At 71.5% G+C, this 22,574-nt stretch carries 18 protein-coding genes and 2 pseudogenes; 10 read left to right on the top strand and 10 right to left on the bottom strand.

The features are described 5' to 3' along the window. Window positions 1–29: 29 nt before the first annotated feature. The 6 genes and pseudogenes from IE212_RS33190 to IE212_RS33170 form a co-directional block, all read right to left on the bottom strand. A complete protein-coding gene (locus IE212_RS33190; RefSeq protein WP_190201703.1) occupies window positions 30–2,960 on the bottom strand; it encodes a glycoside hydrolase family 2 TIM barrel-domain containing protein in 2,931 nt (976 codons plus the stop codon). Beyond that, window positions 2,957–3,106: pseudogene (locus tag IE212_RS35260) on the bottom strand (alkaline phosphatase family protein); the annotation flags it as partial. The pseudogene IE212_RS35260 and the gene IE212_RS33190, both read right to left, overlap by 4 nt. A gap of 37 nt (window positions 3,107–3,143) precedes the next feature. Continuing rightward, window positions 3,144–3,992, bottom strand: a complete 849-nt coding sequence (locus tag IE212_RS33185) for a carbohydrate ABC transporter permease (protein ID WP_190201702.1) — start codon at window positions 3,990–3,992, stop codon at window positions 3,144–3,146. Next, on the bottom strand, window positions 3,989–4,996 hold the full coding sequence (locus IE212_RS33180) for a carbohydrate ABC transporter permease (RefSeq protein WP_229864690.1): 1,008 nt from the start codon (window positions 4,994–4,996) through the stop codon (window positions 3,989–3,991). Before IE212_RS33180 ends, IE212_RS33185 begins: the two co-directional genes overlap by 4 nt. Before the next feature lies 1 nt (window position 4,997). After that, entirely contained in the window at window positions 4,998–6,275 is a 1,278-nt protein-coding gene (locus IE212_RS33175) for an ABC transporter substrate-binding protein (RefSeq protein ID WP_190201701.1), read from the bottom strand. A 43-nt stretch (window positions 6,276–6,318) separates the two neighbouring features. Continuing rightward, entirely contained in the window at window positions 6,319–7,371 is a 1,053-nt protein-coding gene (locus IE212_RS33170) for a carbohydrate kinase family protein (protein ID WP_190201700.1), read from the bottom strand. 149 nt (window positions 7,372–7,520) lie between these two features. On the opposite strand from IE212_RS33170, the gene IE212_RS33165 reads away from it, so the two are divergent. From IE212_RS33165 to IE212_RS33145, 5 genes are all read left to right on the top strand, one after another. Continuing rightward, window positions 7,521–8,285: a DeoR/GlpR family DNA-binding transcription regulator gene (locus IE212_RS33165; protein WP_190201724.1), complete on the top strand. Its 765-nt coding sequence runs from the start codon at window positions 7,521–7,523 to the stop codon at window positions 8,283–8,285. 139 nt (window positions 8,286–8,424) lie between these two features. Further along, entirely contained in the window at window positions 8,425–9,762 is a 1,338-nt protein-coding gene (locus IE212_RS33160; protein WP_190201699.1) for a 6-phospho-beta-glucosidase, read from the top strand. Between the two features lie 56 nt (window positions 9,763–9,818). Beyond that, the gene (locus tag IE212_RS33155) at window positions 9,819–12,860 is read left to right on the top strand and encodes an alpha-mannosidase (RefSeq protein ID WP_190201698.1); all 3,042 of its coding nucleotides are present in this window, start codon (window positions 9,819–9,821) and stop codon (window positions 12,858–12,860) included. A gap of 3 nt (window positions 12,861–12,863) precedes the next feature. Beyond that, window positions 12,864–14,114: an alpha-L-fucosidase gene (locus IE212_RS33150; RefSeq protein ID WP_190201697.1), complete on the top strand. Its 1,251-nt coding sequence runs from the start codon at window positions 12,864–12,866 to the stop codon at window positions 14,112–14,114. 143 nt (window positions 14,115–14,257) lie between these two features. Then, window positions 14,258–15,127, top strand: a complete 870-nt coding sequence (locus IE212_RS33145; RefSeq protein WP_229864689.1) for a sulfotransferase family protein — start codon at window positions 14,258–14,260, stop codon at window positions 15,125–15,127. On the opposite strand, the gene IE212_RS33140 is transcribed toward IE212_RS33145, so the two are convergent. Then, window positions 15,124–16,233 carry an ATP-grasp domain-containing protein gene (locus tag IE212_RS33140; RefSeq protein ID WP_190201696.1) on the bottom strand — a complete coding sequence of 370 codons (1,110 nt, stop codon included), beginning with the start codon at window positions 16,231–16,233 and terminating at the stop codon, window positions 15,124–15,126. The two genes, IE212_RS33145 and IE212_RS33140, sit on opposite strands and share 4 nt — an antisense overlap. Window positions 16,234–16,493: 260 nt before the next feature. Between IE212_RS33140 and IE212_RS33135 the strand changes: the two genes are divergently transcribed. Then, window positions 16,494–17,354, top strand: coding sequence for a metallophosphoesterase family protein (locus IE212_RS33135; protein ID WP_190201695.1), 861 nt, complete (start codon window positions 16,494–16,496; stop codon window positions 17,352–17,354). Then, window positions 17,351–18,010, top strand: coding sequence for a 4'-phosphopantetheinyl transferase family protein (locus tag IE212_RS33130; protein ID WP_190201694.1), 660 nt, complete (start codon window positions 17,351–17,353; stop codon window positions 18,008–18,010). Before IE212_RS33135 ends, IE212_RS33130 begins: the two co-directional genes overlap by 4 nt. A gap of 117 nt (window positions 18,011–18,127) precedes the next feature. Here the strand turns inward: IE212_RS33130 and IE212_RS33125 are convergent, their stop codons facing one another. The 3 genes from IE212_RS33125 to IE212_RS33115 all read right to left on the bottom strand — a co-directional run bounded on the left by IE212_RS33125 (window position 18,128) and on the right by IE212_RS33115 (window position 19,769). Then, window positions 18,128–18,370: a hypothetical protein gene (locus IE212_RS33125; RefSeq protein WP_190201693.1), complete on the bottom strand. Its 243-nt coding sequence runs from the start codon at window positions 18,368–18,370 to the stop codon at window positions 18,128–18,130. Between the two features lie 176 nt (window positions 18,371–18,546). Next, complete coding sequence (locus IE212_RS33120) at window positions 18,547–19,077, bottom strand: toxin-antitoxin system, toxin component (protein ID WP_190201722.1); 531 nt, start codon at window positions 19,075–19,077, stop codon at window positions 18,547–18,549. Between the two features lie 32 nt (window positions 19,078–19,109). Beyond that, window positions 19,110–19,769, bottom strand: coding sequence for a helix-turn-helix domain-containing protein (locus IE212_RS33115; RefSeq protein ID WP_190201692.1), 660 nt, complete (start codon window positions 19,767–19,769; stop codon window positions 19,110–19,112). A gap of 238 nt (window positions 19,770–20,007) precedes the next feature. Between IE212_RS33115 and IE212_RS33110 the strand changes: the two genes are divergently transcribed. The 3 genes and pseudogenes from IE212_RS33110 to IE212_RS33100 all read left to right on the top strand — a co-directional run. Next, a complete protein-coding gene (locus IE212_RS33110) occupies window positions 20,008–20,667 on the top strand; it encodes an MmyB family transcriptional regulator (protein WP_190201691.1) in 660 nt (219 codons plus the stop codon). Window positions 20,668–20,735: 68 nt separating this feature from the next. Beyond that, on the top strand, window positions 20,736–21,890 hold the full coding sequence (locus IE212_RS33105) for an NAD(P)/FAD-dependent oxidoreductase (RefSeq protein WP_190201690.1): 1,155 nt from the start codon (window positions 20,736–20,738) through the stop codon (window positions 21,888–21,890). After that, window positions 21,887–22,198, top strand: a pseudogene (locus tag IE212_RS33100) ((2Fe-2S)-binding protein); the annotation flags it as partial. The gene IE212_RS33105 and the pseudogene IE212_RS33100, both read left to right, overlap by 4 nt. Window positions 22,199–22,574: the final 376 nt, after the last annotated feature.

The following is a 22,574-nucleotide window of genomic DNA, read 5'->3' as shown; positions in this document are numbered from 1 at the left end:
AGAGGCATGAAGGTGACGGAAGGGGAGTGTCAGAGAACGCGCAGCGTCCAGCTCCAGCGGTGGACGCCGGCCGGGACGAGGTAGGAGGCGAAGGTGTCGGGTCCGCACGACGCCGTGCCCAGCCCGCGGTGCGCCGCGTCGATGTGCACCACGCACCCGGCCCGCGGCACCAGTTCGTCGTGATGGGCGGCGGCGGTGAGGTCGGCCGCGCGATGCCGGGTCACGGAGACCTGGCGGGGCCGGTCCAGCCGCACCGCGAGCCCGGTGGCGTCCGGGGCGGACAGCGTGAACCGCCGCACCCCGTGCCGCCCGCCGCTCTCCTGCGGCCGCAGATACGGTGTGAACAGCTCGTCCACCGGCAGCGCATGGTGACCGACCGGCGCTCCCGCGCCCCGGTCCGGATACGACTCCCAGGGGCCCTGCCCGAACCACTCCAGCAGGTTCAGCCCCGCGGCCGTCTCGAAGACCGACCCGACCCGGGCCACGTCGTCCAGCGCCTCGGGCAGCTCGGCCATCTCCTCCACCAGCAGGCCGCCCTCGACGGCCGTGAACACCTGCTCGTGGCGGACGGTTCCGCCCCGGCAGAGGTAGTCGGCGGCCACGGCCACCCGGCCCGGTGCGCGCCGTACGGCGACGACCTTCCGGGTGGGCGCTTCGAGTCCCCAGTCGCGCCAGCGGGCCGCCATGCCGCCCAGTTCGTCGTTGTCGGTGGGCGCCCGCCACAGGCACAGTGCGGGCGCGGCCGTCAGCAGCGGATGGACCAGCAGCCCGTCCTCGTCGACGTCGACCGGGCGGTCGGTGACCGGGGTGTGAGTGACCTGAGGTGCCGCCCGCAGCCGCACCTGCGGCAGGCACACGACGGTGCCGCGCGGCGCCCAGGGTTCGTCCGCGGCGGTCGTGACCCGGAGCGTCAGCCACGCCTCGCCGCCGTCCTCCGGCAGCGTGAACGGCAGCGGTACGGCGGCCGTCTCGCCCGGGCGCAGCTCGGGCAGCTGGGCGGGAGCGGTCAGGGTGCCGCCGTCCGCCAGGGACAGCTCCCACACGCCGGACAGCCAGTCCAGCCCCCGGAAGTGCTGGTGGTTGCCCAGGACGACGCCCTCGTGCCGGAAGCACTCGATCCGCACCGGCGCGGCGATCTCCCGGTGCTCGGACATCACCGGCTTGGGCGTGCGGTCGGGAAAGACGACCCCGTCGGCGATGAAGGCGCCGTCGTGGTCCCTCTCCCCGAAGTCGCCGCCGTACGCCCAGCGATGACCGGGCGCGGCGACACCGTTGTCGTACAGCCCGGCGCCCCCACGCCCGGCCGGTCTGCCGTCGTTCACACGCTGGAGGATGCCGTGGTCCCAGAACTCCCAGATGAACCCGCCCTGAAGACCCGGGGTGGTCTCGATGGCCTCCCAATGGTCCGCCAGCGTGCCGTTGCTGTTGCCCATGGCGTGCGAGTACTCGCACTGGATGAGCGGCTTGGTCTGCGTGCCCGACATGGCGTGCGCGATGCACTCCTCCAGCGGCGCGTACATCGGGCAGGCGATGTCGGAGGCCACGCCCGGATCGGCCCAGCCGCGCTTGGCCGCGCCCTCGTACTGCACCGGACGGGTCGGGTCGTGCCGGCGTACCCAGCCCGCCGCCGCGTCGTGGTTCGCGCCGTAGTCGGACTCGTTGCCCAGCGACCAGATGATGACGGACGGATGGTTCTTGTCCCGCAGCACCATCCGCGAGACCCGGTCGACGAAGGCGTTCAGGTAGCGCGGGTCGCCGGCGATCTCGTGCGCGTGGTCGTGGGACTCGATGTCGGCCTCGTCGACGACGTAGAAACCCAGCTCGTCGGCCAGGTCGTACAGGGACGGGTCGTTCGGGTAGTGCGCGGTGCGGATCGCGTTGAAGCCGAACCGCTTCAGCAGGACCAGGTCCGCGCGCATGTCGTCGTACGACACGGTCCGCCCCGTCAGCGGGTGGAAGTCGTGCCGGTTGACGCCCCGGATGAACACCCGCTCGCCGTTGACCAGCAGGTCCCGGCCGGCGATCTCGACGTCACGGAAACCGATCCGGTGGTGCGAGGTGTCGGCGACGGTGCCGTCGCTGCGGTGCAGCCGGACCGTCAGGGCGTAGAGCTGCGGCGTCTCGGCCGTCCAGGTGCGCACGTCCGGCACGACGGTTCGCAGCCGCGCCTCGCCGAGGAAGTCCGAGACGCGCTCCTCCGCGGCGCCTGCCCGGTCGAACTCCTCGTCCTGGGCGAGGAGGTGTCCGTCCAGCTCCGCGCTGACGTACCAGCCTTCGGGCAGGGCCCCGCCCGTGTCCCGGACCTGGCAGTCCACCCGCAGGTCGCCGTCCCGCCGGGCCCGCACGGTCACGTCCGCGAGATGCAGCGGATCCCTCGCGTACAGCAGTACCGAGCGGGTGATCCCGCCGTGCCACCAGTGGTCCTGGTCCTCGATGTGCGAGGCGTCCGACCACTTCACGACGGTCAGGCGCAGGACGGCCTGCTCACCGGGGCGCATGACCGGCGTCAGGTCGAACTCGGCGGCCAGGTGGGAGTCCTTGGAGAGCCCGGCGGGCCGCCCGTCCACGTGCACCAGCAGCACGCTCTCGGCGGCCCCGACCTGGAGCACGATCCGCCGCCCGGCCCACTCGGCCGGCACGTCCACCACCCGCTCGTACACGCCCGTCGGGTTGGCGGCGGGCACCCCCGGAGGGAACTCGGCGAACGGCATCCGGATGTTGAGGTACCGGGGGAGGTCGTCCGTGCCCTGCATGGTCCACACGCCGGGCACGTACGCCGACGACCACGCCTCTCCGACCGGGGTGTCCGGCGAGGGCAGCAACTGGAAACGCCAGTCGCCGTCGAGCGGGACGGCGCCGGAGCGCCGGTCCACGGCGTTCATCGGCAGCCGCCCCCAGGAGGTCACCTCGGGTGCCTCCCAGGGGCGCAGGGCGAGCAGGGGATCGAGTGCGTCGGTCATGACCATTCCGAAGTCGTGAGGCGGGGCAGGACGCGCCCCCGCAGGCCCCAGGCGGGGTCGACGGGGATGCCGAGACGGTCCAGGACGGTGGGGGCGATGTCGACGAGGCCGGGAGCGCCGAGCCGGGTTCCGCCGGGCGGGCCGGGGGCACCGTGCCCGGACGCCCCTGTCGGGGCGCGGCCCTCAGGTCCCCTGTACCGCTCCCTCGGTGGCGCCAGCGATGAAGCCGCGGGCGAAGATGGTGAACACCACGACCAGGGGAATGGACGCCATGAGCACGCCCGCCATGACCATGCTGTAGTCGGTGGTGTGGCCGACGTGGAGCTGGGCGAGTGTCACCTGGAGGGTGAGGTGGCTGGGGTCGGTGAGCACGACGAGCGGCCAGATGTAGTCGTTCCAGGCACCGACGAAGGCGTAGATGGCGAGGAAGGACAGCGCGGGCCTGATCATCGGCAGCACGATGTTCCAGTACTGGCGGAAGAACCCGGCGCCGTCGATGCGCGCCGCGTCGAGGAGTTCGTCCGGTACGCCGTTCTGCACGTACTGGCGCAGCCAGAAGATGCCGAAGGCGTTGGCCAGGGCGGGTGGGATCAGCGCCTTGAGCGTACCGACCCAGCCGATGTCGGACATGAGGATGAACTGCGGGAGGACGGCCAGCTGCAGCGGCAGCATCATGAACCCCACCAGCGTGGCGAACAGCGCCTTGCGTCCGGGGAAGTCGAACTTGGCGAAGGCGAAGGCCGCCAGGGAGTCGACGAACAGGACCAGGACGGTGGTGACGGACGCGACGACGACCGTGTTCAGCATCGACCCGAAGAAGTCGATGGTGTCGAGCACGTGCCGGACGTTCTCCAGCAGATGCGAACCGAAGGTGAGCTTCGGCGGGCTCTTGTAGATGTCCTGGGTCGTGTTCGTCGCCATGACGATCGTCCACACGAACGGGAAGACCGAGATCAGCACGGCCAGGCCGAGGACGATGTGCGCGGTCAGGCCCTTGGGGCGCCGTGACCGCCTCTTGAGCAGTGCGGTCATGACTTCCTCCCGCGCTGGACGAGACGCCAGTTGACGACGACCAGCACCAAGATCAGTACGAAGAAGGCCCACACGATGGCGGCGCCGTAGCCGTAGTCGTTGTTGACGAAGGCCGACTGGTAGAAGTACAGCAGCGTGGTCAGACCCGCCTGGCCCGGACCGCCGAGGTTCGGGTTGGCGGCGTTGCTGCCGAACAGGACCTGGGGTTCGCTGAAGCTCTGCAGGCCGTTGATGGTCGAGATGACGACCGTGAACAGGATGATGGGCCGCATGATCGGCACCGTGATCTGGAAGAACGTGCGGACCGGCCCGGCGCCGTCCAGCTTCGCGGCCTCGTAGATCTGCGTGGGAATGGCCTGGAGGCCCGCCAGGTAGATGATCATGTTGTAGCCGGTCCACATCCAGGTCATCAGCAGCGCGATGACCAGTTTGATCAGCCACGGATTGCTCAGCCACGGGACGGGTGGGATGCCGACCGTGCCCAGGATCGCGTTGACCAGGCCGAAGTTGTTGCTGAACACGGCGCCGAAGAAGATCGCCACGGCGACGATCGAGGTGACGTTCGGTATGTAGAGGGCGATGCGGTAGAAGCCCTTGAAGCGCCGCACCGAATGCAGCAGCGTCGCCAGCACCAGGGCGCCGAACAGCGTGGGGACGGTGGACAGGACCCAGATCGCCAGCGTGTTGCGGATCGACATCCAGAAGACCGGGTCGTCCAGAAGGAACCGGAACTGGTCCAGGCCCACGAACTGCATGGTGCCCATGCCGTCCCAGCGCTGGAAGGCGAGGTACAGCGAGTAGAAGACCGGGAAGAACGAGAAGGCGCCGAAGATCAGGAAGAAGGGGGAGATCGCCAGGTACTGCCGCCAGTGGGCCAGTACTCCGCGACGCGCCCGCCGCGCGGTGCCCGCCGGCGGTGTGCGCCGCGGACGGAAGCGGGCCGGGCCCGGCCCGCCGCGGTGCCGGGGCGCCACGGCGGGGCCGGTGACCGGAGGTGACGTCACCTCACTTCACCCCCTGTCGCCGGGCGATCTGCCTGGCCTGGCCGACCGCGTCCTTCCAGGCGTCATCGGGATTCCTGCCCTTGGCCTCGATGCTGGTCAGGGCGGTCATGTAGGGCGCCATGACGGCGGCGTCGGCGGGTGCCTCGTAACTGGCCGGGATGGCCTTGGCGGCGGGGCCGAACACCTCGATGACCTTCTGCCCGCCGAAGAAGGGGTCGCCGCCCGTCATGGCCGGCATGGAGTACGCGGCGGGCGCGGCCGGGAAGATCGCGGCGTCGGTGAAGCCCCGGGCGTCGTTCTCCGGGCTGAGGATCCAGCTGATGATCTTGAACGCCTCTTCGGGGTTCCGGCACTGCTTGGGCAGGGCCAGGTAGGAGCCGCCCTGGTTGGCCGGTCCGCCGGGCGTCGCGCACACCCGCCACTTGCCCTTGGTGCCGGGGGCCGCCTGCTCGATGTCCAGCGCGTGCCAGGCCGCGCCGAGCTCGGTGTTCAGGCTCTTGCCGACGGCGGCGTTCCAGGTGTTGTCGTTGATCTTGGCGTCGATGCCGAGGGTGTAGGGGCGGATCGCCGTGGTCCACGCCTTGCGGATGTGGTCCTGGTCGCCGATGAAGCGGTTGTCCCTGTCGATGAACCGCTCGGTGCCCTGCCCCACCGCGATGTTGAACACCGAGCTGATGTTGTTGATCAGGTAGGTGCCGGGCACCTTCTTGCGCAGCTCGACGCCGAGGGCGAAGTAGTCCTCCCAGGTTCCGGCCTCGGCGGCGACCTTGTCCGGGTCGGTGGGCAGCCCGGCCTTGTCGAAGCGGTCCGCGCGGAAGAAGAGAGCGGTGGGGCCGATGTCGATCGGGAAACCGATCTGCTTGCCGTCCTCGGTCCGGGCGAGCTTGGTCTTCCAGTCCAGGTACTTCGAGGAGACCTCCTTGAAACCCAGCTCGTTCAGGTCGAGGAAGCGGTTCGCGTTGGGCAGGAAGGACGCCATGTCCTCGCCCTTGATGCCGGTGATGTCGGGCACCGAGGTACCCGCCGCGAGGGTGGTGGTGAGCTTCGACTTGAAGTCGCCGCCTATGGAGGCCACGGTCAGCTTCACGTCCTTGCCGAAGTGCGTCTTCGCCTCGGCGACCACCTTGTCGCTGAGCGCGCCTCCCCAGTACCACAAGGTGAGGCTCTTGCCGTTCTTGCCGCCGGCCGATCCTGAGCCGTTGCCGCAGGCCACGGTCAGGCCGGAGGCGGCGGCGGTGAACGCGGCGGCCTGGAGGAAGCGTCTACGGGAAAGGTCCACGGGTCTCTCCTGCTGTTGACGTGCTGAGGGGACGGGGGAGGAATCAGTGCCGCCGTTCGCAGGCGCGTGGGCCGACGGACGTGTGAGGGGCCGGCGGAGTGACAGGGGCGTACCGCACGGGCGGGCCGGCATCCGCCGGGATGCGGTCGGTCAGGAAGCCGTAGGCCCGCTTCAGTTCGGGGTCGGTCAGGGAGCGCCACCAGCGGTCCACGCCGTACCAGCCGGGGGCGGCCGGCGCCCCGCCGTGGTGCCGGACGGACAGCCCGGCGGCGAGCACCGCGAACCGCAGCCGCTGCGCCAGCGGCCAGCCGCCGAGTGAGGCGGTGACGAACGCGGCGCCGAAGACGTCCCCGGCACCAGTGGCGTCCAGCACGTCCACGTCGAGGGCGGGCACCTCCGCGTACTCGCCGGTGATCTGGTCGACGGCCATCGCGCCCTCGCCGCCCCGGGTGACCACGGCGACCGGGACCAGCTCGGACAGCGTGAAGAGCGCGGCCACCGCGCTCTCGGTGCGGGTGTAGGCCATGGCCTCCGCCTCGTTCGGCAGGAAGGCGTGGCACAGGGCGAGCTGTTCCAGCAGGGCCGTCGACCACTGCTGGGTGGGATCCCAGCCGACATCGGCGTAGACCCGCGTGCCGTTCGCGGCGGCCTTGGCGAGCCAGTCGCGCGGCCGCGCCTCGAGGTGCACCAGCGCGGTACGTGCCCGGGGCGGGTCGCGCACCAGATCGTCCTGCGAGTGCGGCGGCTCCTGGCCGTGGGTGATGAGGGCGCGGTCGTGGCCGTGGGCGACACAGACGGTGACCGGGGTCGGCCAGCCGTCCGCCGTACGGGAGAGCGAGAGGTCGACGCCTTCCTGGCCGCACAGGACGTCCCGGCAGTACGCGCCGTAGAAGTCGTCGCCGAACACCGTGGCCAGTGAGGTACGCAGGCCGAAGCGGGCGGCGGCCACGGCCAGGTTGGCGATGCCGCCCGGGCCGCAGCCCATGCCCCGCGTCCAGATCTCCTCGCCCGGGGTCGGAGGCTTCCCGAGCCCTGTGAGGACGAGGTCGTAGAAGAGCAGCCCGGTCAGCAGCACATCGGGCCGGTCATCGTCCACGGATGTGTCCTCTCGCTCACGGCTTCGACGGAGATCGTCAAAACTCTTCATTTCAGTGACCGGAATCGTGCGCCGCTCGGAGAGATTGGTCAATACCCGAGCAGAACTGAGCATAGAAATGATTGAGAATGACGAGTACTGTTCACGCCGTGCTGGCAGAACGACGACACCAACTCATCCTGCGGGCCCTGCGCGCCGGCGGGCCCGCGGCCGTGACCGATCTCTCCGAGCAGCTGGGCGTGAGCCCCGCCACGGTCAGGCGTGACCTGGTCAAACTTGAAGAAGACGGACTGCTCACCCGCGTGCACGGCGGTGCCGTGGTCGAGGAGGGCGACCAGCCCTTCGCCGAGGTCGCGGAGGTGCGCGTCGCCGACAAGGACGCCATAGCGGAGCGCGCCGCGGCGATGATCAGCGACGGCCAGTCGGTGCTGCTGGACATCGGGACGACCGCCTACCGCCTGGCCAGGCAGCTGCACGGCCGCCGGCTCACCGTGATCACCAGCAACCTGGTGGTCTACGAGGAACTCGCCGACGACGAGGGCATCGAGCTGGTCCTGCTCGGCGGCATGGTCCGCCGTGAGTACCGCTCCCTGGTCGGTTTCCTCACCGAGGACAACCTGCGCCAGCTGCACGCCGACTGGCTCTTCCTCGGCACCAGCGGGGTGCGGCCCGGCGGGCACGTGATGGACACGACGGTCGTGGAGGTGCCGGTGAAGCGGGCCATGATCAAGGCGGGCGACAAGGTCGTCCTGCTCGCCGACGCGGCGAAGTTCCCCGGGCACGGGATGGCGAAGGTCTGCGGTCCCGAGGACCTGGACGTGGTGGTGACGAACGAGCCGGTCGACATGGTGACGCGCGCGTCCTTGCAGGAGGCGGGCGTCGAGGTCGTCGTGGCGGGAAGGGTGCAGACGTGAACCCTCCTCCGGCCGGGGCGGGGCAGTGCCTGGCTCGGGCCGCCCGGCCGCTCAGCGGACAGCAAGCAAGTTCAAGCAGGTGGCGCGTGCCTGGTCGTCACGACGTGCCGCGCGTGGCCCACCGAATCGGAGGAACCCGGTGAAGCTGACGATTCTCGGCGGCGGAGGCTTCCGCGTGCCGCTGGTGTACGGGGCGCTCCTTCGGGACCACGCCGAGGGCCGGGTGACGCACGTCGTCCTGCACGATCTGGACGCCGGGCGGCTGTCGGCGGTGACACGTGTCCTCGCCGAGCAGGCGGCCGGTGTCCCCGACGCGCCCGAGGTCACCGCCACCACCGATCTCGACGAGGCGCTGCGCGGCGCCGACTTCGTCTTCTCCGCGATCCGCGTCGGCGGCCTCCAGGGCCGCGCGGACGACGAGCGGGTGGCCCTGGCCGAGGGCGTGCTGGGCCAGGAGACCGTCGGCGCCGGCGGCATCGCCTACGGCCTGCGCACGGTCCCCGTCGCCGTCGACATCGCCCGGCGGGTGGCACGGCTCGCGCCCGACGCCTGGGTCATCAACTTCACCAACCCGGCCGGACTGGTCACCGAGGCGATGTCCCGCCATCTCGGCGACCGCGTCATCGGCATCTGCGACTCCCCGGTCGGCCTCGGCCGCCGCATCGCCCGGGTGCTCGGCGCGAACCCGAACGAGGCGTGGATCGACTACGTCGGGCTCAACCACCTCGGCTGGGTGCGCGGCCTGCGCGTCGCCGGCCGGGACGAGCTCCCGCGCCTGCTCGCCGACCCCGACCTGCTCGGCTCCTTCGAGGAGGGCAAGCTCTTCGGCGCCGACTGGCTGCGGTCCCTGGGCGCGATCCCCAACGAGTACCTGCACTACTACTACTTCAACCGGGAAGCCGTCCGCGCCTACCAGCAGGCCGAGAAGACCCGCGGCGCCTTCCTGCGCGACCAGCAGGCCCGCTTCTACGCCGAGATGCAGAACCCGGACGCCCCCGCCCTGAAGGTGTGGGACCGGACCCGGGCCGAGCGCGAGGCCACCTACATGGCCGAGAACCGCGAGAGCGCGGGCGCCGGTGAACGCGACGAGGACGACCTGTCCGGCGGCTACGAGAAGGTCGCCCTGGCGCTGATGCGGGCGATCGCCCGGGACGAGCGCACCACGCTGATCCTCAACGTCCGCAACCAGCGCACCCTGTCGGTCCTGGACACGGACGCGGTCATCGAGGTCCCCTGCCTCGTCGACGCCAACGGCGCCCACCCCGTCACCGTCGACCCGCTGCCCGGCCACGCCACCGGACTGGTCTGCGCGGTCAAGGCCGTCGAGCGCGAGGTGCTGGCAGCCACCGACTCCGGCTCCCGCGCCACCGCCGTCAAGGCCTTCGCCCTGCACCCGCTGGTCGACTCCGTCAACGTGGCCCGCCGGCTCGTCGAGGGCTACACCGAGGTCCATCCCGGGCTCGCGTACCTTAGGTGAGCGCCGCTTGGTAAGCGCTTTCCCGCCCGCTCTTCCCGCTTCCTGGAGAACTTCTCATGCACGACGAAAGCCGCCGGATCGAAGAGCGCGTGCAGCGCCTCCACGACCAGCGCATCAAGGCCGCGATCTACGCGGCCACCGTCCCCTTCGAGGTGGAGGCCTGGCAGGCCCCGGGGGAGCCGGTCCCGTTCGAGGAGGCCGCCGCCGCCTCGTACCAGCCGTTCTCGATGGGCACCCCGTGGGGCCCGCCCTGGGGCACCACCTGGTTCCGCATGCGCGGCCGGGTGCCCGAGGACTGGGCGGGCCGCCGCGTCGAGGCCGTGATCGACCTCGGCTTCACGGGCGACTGGCCAGGCAACCAGGCCGAGGCGCTGGTCCACCTCCTCGACGGCACCCCGCTGAAGGCCGTCAACCCCCTCAACCAGTACGTGGCGATCGCCAACCCGGCGACCGGCGGCGAGACGGTCGCATACCTGGTCGAGGCCGCCTCCAACCCGGACATCCTCGCCGACAACTTCTCCAAGCCCACGCCCCTCGGGGACAGGCTGACCGCGGGCGACAAGCCCCTCTACACCTTCCGCGCCGCCGACCTCGCCATCCTGGACGAGGAGGTCTGGCACCTCGACCTCGACGTCCAGGTGCTGCGCGAGCTGATGCTGGAACTCGGCGAGCACGACCCGCGCCGGCACGAGATCGCGCACGCGCTCGACCGGGCGATGGACCTGCTGGACCTGGACGACGTCTCCGGCTCCGCCTCCTCGGTGCGCCAAGCGCTGAAGCCGGCGCTGTCCAAGCCCGCCCACGCCAGCGCGCACACCGTCTCCGGCGTCGGTCACGCCCACATCGACTCCGCCTGGCTCTGGCCGATCCGCGAGACCAAGCGCAAGACCTCCCGCACGTTCTCCAACGTCACGTCCCTGGCCGACGAGTACGACGACTTCATCTTCGCCTGCTCCCAGGCCCAGCAGTACGAATGGGTGCGCGACAACTACCCCAAGGTCTGGTCCCGCATCCAGGAGGCCGTGAAGAACGGCCAGTGGGCGCCGGTCGGCGGCATGTGGGTCGAGTCCGACGGCAACCTGCCCGGCGGCGAGGCCGTCGCCCGCCAGTTCGTCCACGGCAAGCGGTTCTTCATCGACCACTTCGGCATCGAGACCAAGGGCGTCTGGCTGCCGGACTCCTTCGGCTACAACGCCGCCTACCCGCAGATCGCCAAGCTCGCCGGCAACGAGTGGTTCCTCACCCAGAAGATCTCCTGGAACCAGACCAACAAGTTCCCCCACCACACCTTCTGGTGGGAGGGCATCGACGGCACCCGCATCTTCACCCACTTCCCGCCGGTCGACACCTACAACGCCCGCTTCAGCGGCGTGGAGATGTCCCGCGCGGTCCGCAACTACTCGGAGAAGGGCGGTGCCTCCCGCTCCCTTGCGCCCTTCGGCTGGGGCGACGGCGGTGGCGGCCCCACCCGCGAGATCATGGAACGCGCCCGCCGGCTGGCCGACCTGGAGGGCTCCGCCAAGGTCGTCGTCGAGCACCCCGACGAGTTCTTCGCCAAGGCCCGCGAGGAGTACCCGGACGCGCCCGTCTGGGTCGGCGAGCTCTACCTGGAGCTGCACCGCGCCACCTACACTTCCCAGGCCCGCACCAAGCAGGGCAACCGCCGCTCCGAACACCTCCTGCGCGAGGCCGAACTGTGGGCGACCACGGCCGCCCTGCACGCGCCGGACTACGCCTACCCGTACGAGAGGCTGGACCGGCTCTGGAAGACGGTGCTGCTGCACCAGTTCCACGACATCCTGCCCGGCTCCTCCATCGCCTGGGTGCACCGCGAGGCCGAGGCCGAGTACGCGCGCGTCGCCCAGGAGCTGCGGGCGCTGACCACCGAGGCGGTGGCCGCGCTCGGCACGGGCGGGCCCCGCGTCTTCAACACCAGCCCCTATGACCGCGCCGAGGTGGTCCGCACCGCCGACGGGGCACCGGTGTACGTGCAGGTGCCCGCGAGCGGCTCCGCGCCCCTCACCGGCGCCGAGCCCCCGCGGCCCGTGACGGTGAACGGCCGGGTCCTCGACAACGGGCTGGTCCGCGTCGAGGTCGCGGAGGACGGCACCCTCTCGTCCGTCCGCGACCTGCGGGCCGGCCGCGAGGTCCTGGCCGAGCCGGGCAACCTGCTGCGCCTGCACACCGACCTGCCCAACTACTGGGACGCCTGGGACATCGACAAGCACTACAGGAACCGCTACACCGACCTCCTCGACGCCTCCTCCGTGACCGTGGTGGAGCAGGACCCGCTCATCGGCGCGATCCGTGTCGAGCGGGACTTCGGCAAGGGCTCGAAGATCACCCAGACGATCACCGTCCGGGCCGGCAGCCCGCGGATCGACATCGAGACGGACATCGACTGGCACGAGACCGAGAAGATCCTCAAGGCGGCCTTCCCGGTCGACATCCGCGCCCCGCACTCCTCCGCCGAGATCCAGTTCGGCCACATCCAGCGGCCCACGCACACCAACACCAGCTGGGAGGCGGCCCGCTTCGAGGTCTCCGGCCACCGCTGGGTGCACATCGGCGAACCCGGCTACGGCGTGGCGGTCATCAACGACTCCACCTACGGCCACGACGTCTCCCGCACGGTCCGCGAGGACGGCGGCACCACGACCACCGTCCGCCTCAGCCTGGTACGCGCCCCGCGCATCCCGGACCCCGAGGCCGACCAGGGCCGCCACCGCTTCACCTACGCGCTGCTGCCCGGTGCGACGATCGACGACGCCGTCGCCGAGGGGTACGCCCTCAACCTCCCGCTCCGGACGGCCGAGGCGGCGGGCGCCCCCGCACCCGTCGTCTCCGTCGACGGCGACGGCGTCACGGTGGAGGCGGTCAAGCTCGCCGACGACACCTCCGGCGATGTCGTCGTACGGCTCTACGAGTCACGCGGCGGCCGGGCTGAGGGCCTCCTGCGCACCGGTTTCCCGCTCGCGGGCGCGCAGATCACCGACCTGCTGGAGCGACCCCTCGAGGACGCGGTCATCGCCGACGGCGGGGTCCGCGTCGCCCTGCGGCCCTTCCAGATCCTGACACTCCGGCTGCGCAGGGGCTGACCCATGGCCGTGCAACCCTGGTTCACCGACGCCAAGCTGGGCATCTTCGTCCACTGGGGCATCTACGCCGTGGACGGTGTGCAGGAGTCCTGGTCGTTCTACGACGACATCGTCCCCTACGACCAGTACATGTCCCAGTTCGACCGCTTCACGGCGTCCCGCTACGAGCCGCGCGACTGGGCGAGGCTCTTCGCGCGGGCCGGCGCCCGCTACGCCGTGCTGACCAGCCGCCACCACGACGGCGTCGCCCTGTGGGACACCGCCCACGGCGACCTGAACGTGGGGCGTGACCTGATCGCCGGCTACGCCGACGCCCTGCGCGAGCAGGGCCTCAAGGTCGGCCTGTACTACTCGCACTCGGACTGGAGCCACCCGGACTACGCCTCCACCCGCAAGCCCGGCCGCCCGCCGGAGCTGGAGGACAACCGCTACTCGGAGGTGGCGGCCGAGGACGAGGACCCCGCCGCCTGGGAACGCTTCCTGGCCTACCGGGACGGCCAGATCCGCGAGCTGACCCGGCGCTACAAGCCGGACCTGATGTGGTTCGACGGCGAGTGGGACCGCAGCGAGGAACAGTGGCGTATCCCCGAACTGGCCGCGATGATCCGCTCCGAGGTCCCCGACGTCGTCTTCAACGCCCGCATGCTCTCCGAGGGCGACTACGCGACGCCGGAACAGGGCGCCCCGGTGGTCCCGCCCGAGGGCCCCTGGGAGCTGTGCCTCACCATCAACGACTCCTGGGGCCACCAGCACCACGACCACAACCACAAGTCGGTCGACCAGCTCATCCGCTACTTCACCGAGACCATCGGCGGCGGAGGCAACCTGCTCCTCAGCGTCGGCCCGCGCGAGGACGGCACGATCCCGGCCGAACAGGCGGAGCGGCTGGAGGGGCTCGGCGACTGGATCGCCCGGCACGCCGAGGCGGTGTACGGCACCGGACGGGGCCTCCCGCCCGGCCATCACTACGGCCCGAGCACCCTCTCCAAGGACCGCCGCACCCTCTACCTCGTCCTCTTCGACGCACCCCGCGCCGAGACCAACGTCCGCGGCCTGCTCAGCAAGGTCCGCAGGGTCTCGGTTCTGGGCAGCGGAACCGAACTGGCCCACCGGGTCACCGGCGGCCTGCACGAAACGCCGGGCATCCTCTGGATCGAGCCTCCCGCGACGACGGACCTCGACCCGCACGCCACGGTCCTCGCCGTCGAACTGGAAGGGGAACTGGAGCTGTACCGCGGAGCCGGCCGGTTCTGACGAAAGTTTAGGAAAACGGTGACAGGCCTGCTCACGGGCGGTATGTGGACGCCCGTGAGCAGGCCGGTTCGCCTTACCGACACCTTCAGTTCGCCCGGCCCCCCTGGGATGCGGAACGCACAGCGCGAAAGAAAGGTGTCACCGTGCGAGATGCGCGTATGGCCGCGATCGGCAAGGGACTGAAGCGTCGCGGAAGGCTGGTGATGCAGGCGGTCAGCCCACCGCGCCGGGAGCTCGACGCCATCCCGGGACCCCGCCCGGCCGGCGACACCTACACCGCCCCGCTCGCCCCCCGGCTGGTGGACTCGCCGGTCTTCGTCCTGTCGTCGGTGCGCTCCGGCTCGACCCTGCTGCGCGTCCTGCTCAACAGCCACAGCCGCGTCCGCGCCCCGCACGAGATGCACCTGCGCACCGTGCACGTCAGCCTCTCCCGCGACTTCACCGCGGAGGCCATGCGCGCCCTCCACCTCGACAAGGACGAGCTGGAGCACGTGCTGTGGGACCGGGTGCTGCACCTCGAACTCACCCGCAGCGGCAAGGACGTCATCGTCGACAAGACCCCGCCGAACACGCTCATCTGGCCTCGCCTGCGCCGATGCTGGCCCCACGCCCGCTACATCCTGCTGCTCCGCCACCCCGGCGCGGTCGTCACCTCCCTCACCGCCCGCCGCACCGACCCCGATCACGAGGCCGTGCGCGCCGAGGTCCTCCACTACAGCGAGAAGCTCGAGGAGGCCCGGCAGAACCTCGCCCCCCACGTGATCACCTACGAGGAGCTCACCACCGAGCCGGAGCAGGTCACCCGGGGCGTCTGCGAGTACCTCGGCCTCCCCTGGGAGCCCGGGATGCTCGACTACGGCAGCAAGGACCACGGCACCTTCCGCCCCCAGCTCGGTGACTGGTCGAGCACCATCAAGTCCGGCCGCATCCAGACCGCACGCACCGCCGACCCGGACGTGGAACTTCCCCCACGCCTGAAGGAACTGGCCAGGACGTGGGGGTACGGCGCCTAGAGAGACACGGCGGAACCGGCCGGTACCGCCCGCTGCCGGCCGGGCAGCGACTCGGCCGGCTCCGACCGCTGCTGCGGCAGCGACACCGGCCGCAGCGGGCGCGGCCCCGACACCACCGTGTAGTCCTGGCCCAGGAACGGGGGAACGACCTCGCCCGGGTCATCACCGAGCGCCAGCCGCACGGCGGCCCACGGGGCGTTCACGCCGCACAGCGACAGCTGGTGCAGACCGCCGGCCGGGCGGGTGTTGACGTCCATGAGGACCGGCCGGTCGCCCAGCATCCGGAACTGGATGTTGGACAGGTAGTGCAGACCGAAGCCCTCCGCGATCCGCCGGGCCGGCTCCAGCCACTGCTCGTGCAGGGTGAAGCCCCGGCGGCGGCCGTTCTTGGTGCGGCCCACGGCCATCCGGACCCGGCCGTCCGGACCGGTCAGGCAGTCCACCGACACCTCCGGCTGCTCCAGACGCGGCATCACCAGCCAGTCCACCGGCTCCTCGGCCCGCCGCAGCGCCTCCACCACCAGGTCGAGGGGCACGTAAGGACTCGGGAACCCCTCCAGGTGCGTCAGCGAGAAGGGCGCGCGCGTGATCACCCGGAAGCCCACCCCGCCCGCCCCGGACGCCGGCTTGAAGCACGCCCGATGTCCGTCGGACTCCAACTCCTCGACGGCGGCGACGAGTTCTTTCTCCGACCGGACCCGCCACCACGGCGGCACCGGCACGCCGATCGCCTGGACCGCCTCGTAGGCGACCACCTTGTCGTGGAAGACGGCCACGGCCTCGGACGGCGGCGCCAGCACCGCCGTACCGGCCGCCTCGAACTCGGCACGGTGCGCCACGACCGCCGCCTGGTGCAGCCGGGGCACGAACACGTCGATGCCGCGCCGTGCGCACTGGTTCAGCGCGTACTCGACGTAACCGGCCGGGGACAGGCCCTCGGGTTCGAGGTCGGCGGTGTCCGCCGCGGCCAGTACGGGCGAGTCGGCGTCGCCGTGGGTGGCGTGGATCTCGACGGCCCGGTCGCTGGGATTTCTCCGCAGCTGATCCATGAAGAACACGTTCTCCGCGTACGTGCGGTTGAGCCAGACGCGTACGCGTGAGCCCATGCAGGCCACCTTTCACGGTTCGCGGGCAGGGCTGAGCGGCCCGTGCCCGGGCAGGACGAATGGAGGGTCACCAAGCAGCCCCTGTGAAGGGCTCTCCTCAGCGGTGGTGTTGGGCAGATCATAGGGCTTCGGTGGTCCGTGTCGGCAACACGAGCGTTACGGATCGGGCGCGCTTCGGCGCGGGGCCTCCTTGTTAGCGGCACGGGACTGTGATCTCGTGGGGTCGTTCGCGCAGGTGCGCGCCGATAGGGGGGCGGGAGATGAAGCCGACGGCCGGTGGTGCCGCACAGCTGCTGGCGATCAGCGATCTGCACATCGGCTATCCGGAGAACCGTGCCCTGGTCGAGCGGATGCGGCCCGTGACGGACGACGACTGGCTGCTCGTGGCCGGTGACGTCGCGGAGACCGTGGCCGACATCCGCTGGACCCTCGACACTCTCGCCGGCCGTTTCCGCAAGGTGGTGTGGGTGCCCGGCAACCACGAGCTGTGGACCCATCCGAGCGACTCCGTCACCCTGCGCGGCGTCGCCCGGTACGAGCACCTGGTCGAGCTCTGCCGGGAACTCGGCGTGACGACACCGGAGGATCCCTACCCCGTCTGGGAGGGCCCCGGCGGTCCGGTGGCCGTCGCCCCGCTCTTCACGCTGTACGACTACTCGTTCCTGCCGGCCGGGTGCGCCACCAAGGAGGAGGGCCTGGAGTACGCCCGCGGCACGGGCATCGTGTGCAATGACGAGTACCTGCTGCATCCCGACCCCTATCCGAGCCGGGAGGCCTGGTGCCGGGCCCGGGTGGCCGAGACCGAACGAAGACTCGCCGAACTGCCCGGAGAGCTGCCCGTGATCCCGGTCAACCACTACCCGCTGGACCGGCATCCGACCGACGTGCTGTGGTACCCCGAGTTCGCCATGTGGTGCGGCACCACCCTGACCGCGGACTGGCACCGCAGGTTCCGCGTGCACACCATGGTCTACGGCCACCTGCACATCCCGCGCACCACCTGGCACGAGGGCGTGCGCTTCGAGGAGGTGTCGGTGGGATATCCACGCGAGTGGCGCAAGCGGCCCGGAACCCCGGGCCGGTTGCGGCGCATCCTGCCGGGGGAGGGCGAGGAGCGATGATCGAGGGACTTCTGCCGCAGACCGTGGTCACGGTGGAGGCGTACGGCCACGACGACGCGGACACACCGCTGTTCCCCGAGGAGGCGGCGCTCGTGGCGCGGGCGGTCGCCAAACGCCGCCGGGAATTCTCCGTCGTACGCTCCTGTGCCCGCCGCGCCATGGAGAAGCTCGGCGTGCCGCCCCAGCCGATCCTGCCGGGGGAGCGCGGCGCCCCGGGCTGGCCGGCCGGGCTGGCCGGCAGCATGACCCACTGCGACGGCTACTGCGCCGCGGCCCTGGTCCGCGCCGCCGACCTGGCCTCCCTCGGCATCGACGCCGAGGTCCACGGGCCGCTGCCCGAGGGCGTCCTGTCCGCCGTGGCCCTGCCGTCCGAGGAGGAGCGCCTGCGGCGGCTGGCGGACCGGCGCCCCGATGTCCACTTCGACCGGCTGCTGTTCAGCGCGAAGGAGTCCGTCTACAAGGCGTGGTTCCCCCTCACCGGGAAGTGGCTGGACTTCATGGAGGCCGACATCGAACTCACCGCGGACGGCGGCTTCCGCGCCGCGCTCCTCGTCCCCGGACCGCTGGTGGGCGGCCGCCGCATCGACCACTTCGACGGCCGCTGGACCACGGAGCGGGGCCTGGTCGCGACGGCGGTCGCCGTACCGCACGACTGAGTGTGCTCCCCGCGCTCCCGAAGGGGCGCGGGGAACCGCGCGATCAGCCCCGGACGAGCCGCGGTCAGGCGACCACCCGCGGTCCCGGGCTCTCGCTCTTCTCTCCGGGGCCTCGGCTCAAGGCCCCGGTTCCGGGCACCAGCTCCGCAACAGCTGGAAGAACTCCTCCTCGTTGCCCGTCAGGCCCGCCCGATCGAGGGCCGCTTCCGCCTCGGCGAGAACAGCGGGCGGCACGACCGGGGGCCGCACGGTGCCCGGCGTCCCGGTCTCGAGGTCGAAGGAGGCCCGGACGGTGTGCAGCAGGCGCAGATACGCCTGGACGGCTCCGCGTTCACGGTCGGTCAGTACGGCGGTGGGCATCGGTCGGCTCTCCCCGTGTCGGAGTCATCGGTCCCGCGCCTCGCGGCACGCACGCCCCCGCACAGAAGGGGCGCGACCCCAGCTTGCCGTCCACCACTGACAATCCGGGCCAGGCGTCCCCTGGTTCGCCCGCCCGGCGGAAGCGGAACGGCACGTCAGCCGCCCGTGGGCGATCGTCAGCCCTGCGGCCCCGGATACCCCAGCGACGCCTCGATGCGTCCCGCCAGGTGGTCCCGCTGCACCGGCCCCCGCGGCGACGAACCCGCAAGCCACGCCCGGCACTTGCTGGCCAGCAGCAGGCCGAAGGTCTCGGCGTCCCGCTCGTCGTCCAGATCGAAACGGGTGCGGGCGGCGACCTTCAGAACGGTGGCCTGGAGATCGGCCTCGGCGTCGAGCAGCCGGGCCGCGACGGCGGCGCCCTCGACGTGGTGGGAGCAGTGCCCGGCCTTCATGTGCCACAGCTCGTGCCCGAGGATCACCAACTGGTGTTCGGGAGCCGTGCGCTCCTCGATCACCACGAGGTCCTGCTCGGCCATGTCGAGCCACAGCCCGCTCGCGGTCCCGGGTGGGAAGGCGGCCGTACGGAAGCGGACGGGGCGGCCACGGCGTCTGCTCATGGCGTCACACAGCGCGGCATACAGCTCGTCGGGCCTCGCCGGTGCGGGGAGCGTCAGCTCCGCGACCAACTCGCCGCACAGACGGCGCATTTCCTTACCGATGCCCACAGTTCTCCCCACGGTCACGACTCGGGCCGCTTGACGCTCTCCAGGAGCATGTCCAGCCACTCCGCGACCTTGTCGCGGTGCTGGTCGGTGGGCAGCTGCGCGGCCCGCCAGGCGATGCCGCGCACGCCGTGGTCCTGCAGCAGCCGCTCCAGCGGGTCGTCGGCAGCGGCGGCCGCCTCCCGTTCGCGGTCGGCGAGCTTCTGCAGCAGCTCCTGCTCGGTGTGCTGGAGGGCGCTCACCAGCGCCTCGGGGTCCTCGGCAGTGAGAAAACCGGCGTGCACTCTGAAGAACCGCTGGAGCGCGTCGCAGTGCTCCATGGTCGGCCGCCGGTCACCGTTGATGAGGGCGCCGGCCTGCTGCCGGGACATGCCCGCGCCGTCGGCGATCTCCTGCTGGGTGTACTTGCGGCCGTTGGGCTTGAGCCGGGTCCGGCGCAGCAGGTCCAGGCGCTGCAGGAACCGGGCCTGCACGTCGGGCTCGCCCGCCGGCCGGCCGCTGAGCAGGGCCTTGACCACAGGTTCCGGGACACCGGAGGCGACGGACAGCCGGCCGGTGTCGAAGACCTCGGCGTGCGGCACACCGAGCCGGTCGGCGAGCGCGGTGACACGGGCGACGACGGCCGCCAGCACGGCCTTCGGCGTGGCGCCAGGACCCTCGACGAAGCCACCCGTCACCGACAGATCTCCTACGTCTCTCACAGGCTTCTCACAAGTGGATGCCGTGACTTACCCCGGCGTGAACTGACCGGAGCGTAGCCGGTGCCTCGAACTCACATCCAGGTCTCGCCACAACTGTGGCCAATTTCAGCCGTCAACAGGCATGGAATGCCACGATAGTTGACACGCCTCAGCTCCGGGCAGCAGGATCGGGGCGCCGCGTCAAGGCCGCACAGGCAAGAGGGGTGACCTCCCGATGGCATTTCAGGCAGGAGGGCGGCGGCCGGCACCGCGGCCCGTCTCCGAGACTCCCGAAGTCCAGGCCTACCTGGAGGACTACGCCGCGTCCATGGAGGCGGTCTCCTTCCCGTCGCTCGTCGTCGACCACTGCTGGGACGTCGTGCTGGCCAACAGCGCCTTCCGGTCACTCTTCCGGGGCGTCGGCCCGCACCCCACGGCCATGCCGGACGACAACTTCCTCAGATTCGTGCTGTTCCACCCCGACGCCCCCGAGGTGCTCGGCGACCACGAGTCGAGCTGGTGCCTGCCGATGCTCGCGCACTTCGCGCGGGCCGTGGAGAACCACGGCCCCGACCACGGGCTCCAGACGATCAGGCGCGACATCGCCCAGGACCCGATCATGGAGGCCGCCTACCGGCACGGCCTGCCGCACTGGATCCGCTCGGTCGGCGAGGACGCCGTCGAACAGGACGGTGCCGTACGCCCCCTGCTGCACCCGGATCCGCGCTGGGGCGCCACCGACTGCCGGATCGTCGCCGAGACGTGCAGGACGCTCGAGGAACTGGGCTGCACCCGGCTCACGTTCGTCCTGCGAGAGGCCCGGCGCCCTGCGTCCCGGTACCGCCGGGCGCGCCGTGACGCCTCCCACCTCACTGTGGTCCCGGCGATCGGCTGACCGCTCCCCGGCATCGCACACCTCCGCCCCATTCCCCCCCCGAGTGTGGTGTGTGACATAGTACTGGCGTGAGCGAGCCGCTGACCTGCGATGTCGTGGTGGTCGGAGCCGGAGTGGTGGGCGCCGCCTGCGCCCTGTACGCGGCCCGGGCGGGCCTGGACACCGTCGTGGTGGACCGTGGCCCGGTGGCCGGTGGTACGACCGGCGCGGGGGAGGGCAACCTCCTCGTCTCCGACAAGGAGCCCGGACCGGAGCTCGAACTGGCTCTGCTGTCCGCCCGGCTGTGGGCCGAACTGGCCCTGGAAGGGCTGGGGGAGGCCGTCGAGTACGAGGCCAAGGGCGGTGTCGTCGTCGCCGGCGGCGAACGGGCGCTCGCCGGGCTGGAGAAACTCGCCGCCGGGCAACGGGCGGCTGGGGTCGAGGCGGTCCCGGTGCCGCCCGACCGGCTCTTCGAACTCGAGCCGTATCTGGCTCCCGGCCTCGCGGGCGGCATGCACTACCCGCAGGACGCCCAGGTGATGCCCGCCCTGGCGGCGGCGCACCTGCTGCGCGCCTCGAAGGCGCGGCTGCTCACCGGCCGCGAGGTGACGGGGGTGCTGGCCGGCCCCGGTGGCGCGGTGCGCGGGGTGCGGACCGGCCGGGGCGACATCCACGCGCCGGCGGTCGTCAACGCGGCCGGCACGTGGGGCGGGGAAGTGGCGGCCCGTGCGGGGGTTTCCCTGCCGGTGCTGCCCCGGCGTGGCTTCGTGCTGGTCACCGAACCGCTGCCGCCGCGTGTCCGGCACAAGGTGTACGCCGCCGACTACGTAGCCGACGTCGCGAGCGACTCCGCGGAGCTGCAGACCTCCCCGGTCGTGGAGGGCACGCCCGCCGGGCCGGTCCTCATCGGCGCCAGCCGGGAACGAGTCGGCTTCGACCGCACCCTGTCGCTCCCCGCGCTGCGGGCGCTCGCCGCGGGTGCGACGCGGCTCTTCCCGTTCCTCGCCGAGGTCAGGGCCATACGGACCTACGCCGGTTTCCGGCCCTATCTACCGGACCATCTGCCCGCGATCGGTCCGGATCCGAGGGCGCCCGGACTCCTGCACGCCTGCGGTCACGAGGGCGCGGGCATCGGCCTGGCCACGGGTACCGGCCACCTGATCGCCCAGACGCTGACCGGCCGGGCGCCGGATCTGGACCTGACCCCGTTCCGGCCCGACCGCTTTGCCGAGGAGGCCGCGTGAATCCAGGAGGCCGTGTCAATCCGCTGGAGCTGGCCGGAGCCCGGCCCGGACCCGCCTTCACGGTCACGTTCGACGGGCGCCCCGTCGAGGCGCTGCCCGGTCAGACGGTCGCCGCCGTGCTCTGGTCGGCGGGCGTCACCTCCTGGCGCACCACCCGCGGCGAGGGCCGTCCGCGTGGGGTCTTCTGCGGGATCGGCGTCTGCTTCGACTGCCTGGTCACGGTCAACGGCCGCCCGGGCCAACGGGCTTGTCTGGTGCCGGCGCGACCCGGAGACGCGATCGGCACGCAGGAGGGGACGGGGCATGACGGGCCACGTGCCCACGAGGCGGACCGCGCCCGGCTGGGTGGCGCCGGGGGCGGGTGTGCGGGGCCGGGTGGTGGCTTCGGTGGTGGGGAGTCGGGTGAGCATCGGCCTGGCCGTGCGTCGGTAGGTGGCGACGGGGGCGGGTGTGCGGGGCCGGGCGGTGGCTTCGGTGGTGGCTGCGACCACGGGGAGTCGGGTGAGCATCGGCCTGGCCGTGCGTCGGTAGGTGGCGGCGCGGGAGGGTTCGGGGGGCCGGGTGGTGGCTGCGACCACGGGGAGTCGGGTGAGCATGGGCCCGGCTGTGGGCCGGTAGGCGGCGACGGGGGCGGGGCCGCGGGGCCCGGCGGCCGCCTCGGACGCGGGGAGGGGCCGCGGGGCC

The organism is Streptomyces djakartensis, from assembly GCF_014651075.1.
Lineage (GTDB): Bacteria > Actinomycetota > Actinomycetes > Streptomycetales > Streptomycetaceae > Streptomyces > Streptomyces djakartensis.
Note: the sequence above shows the minus strand (reverse complement) of the source record. Positions and strands in the feature narration are given on the sequence as shown.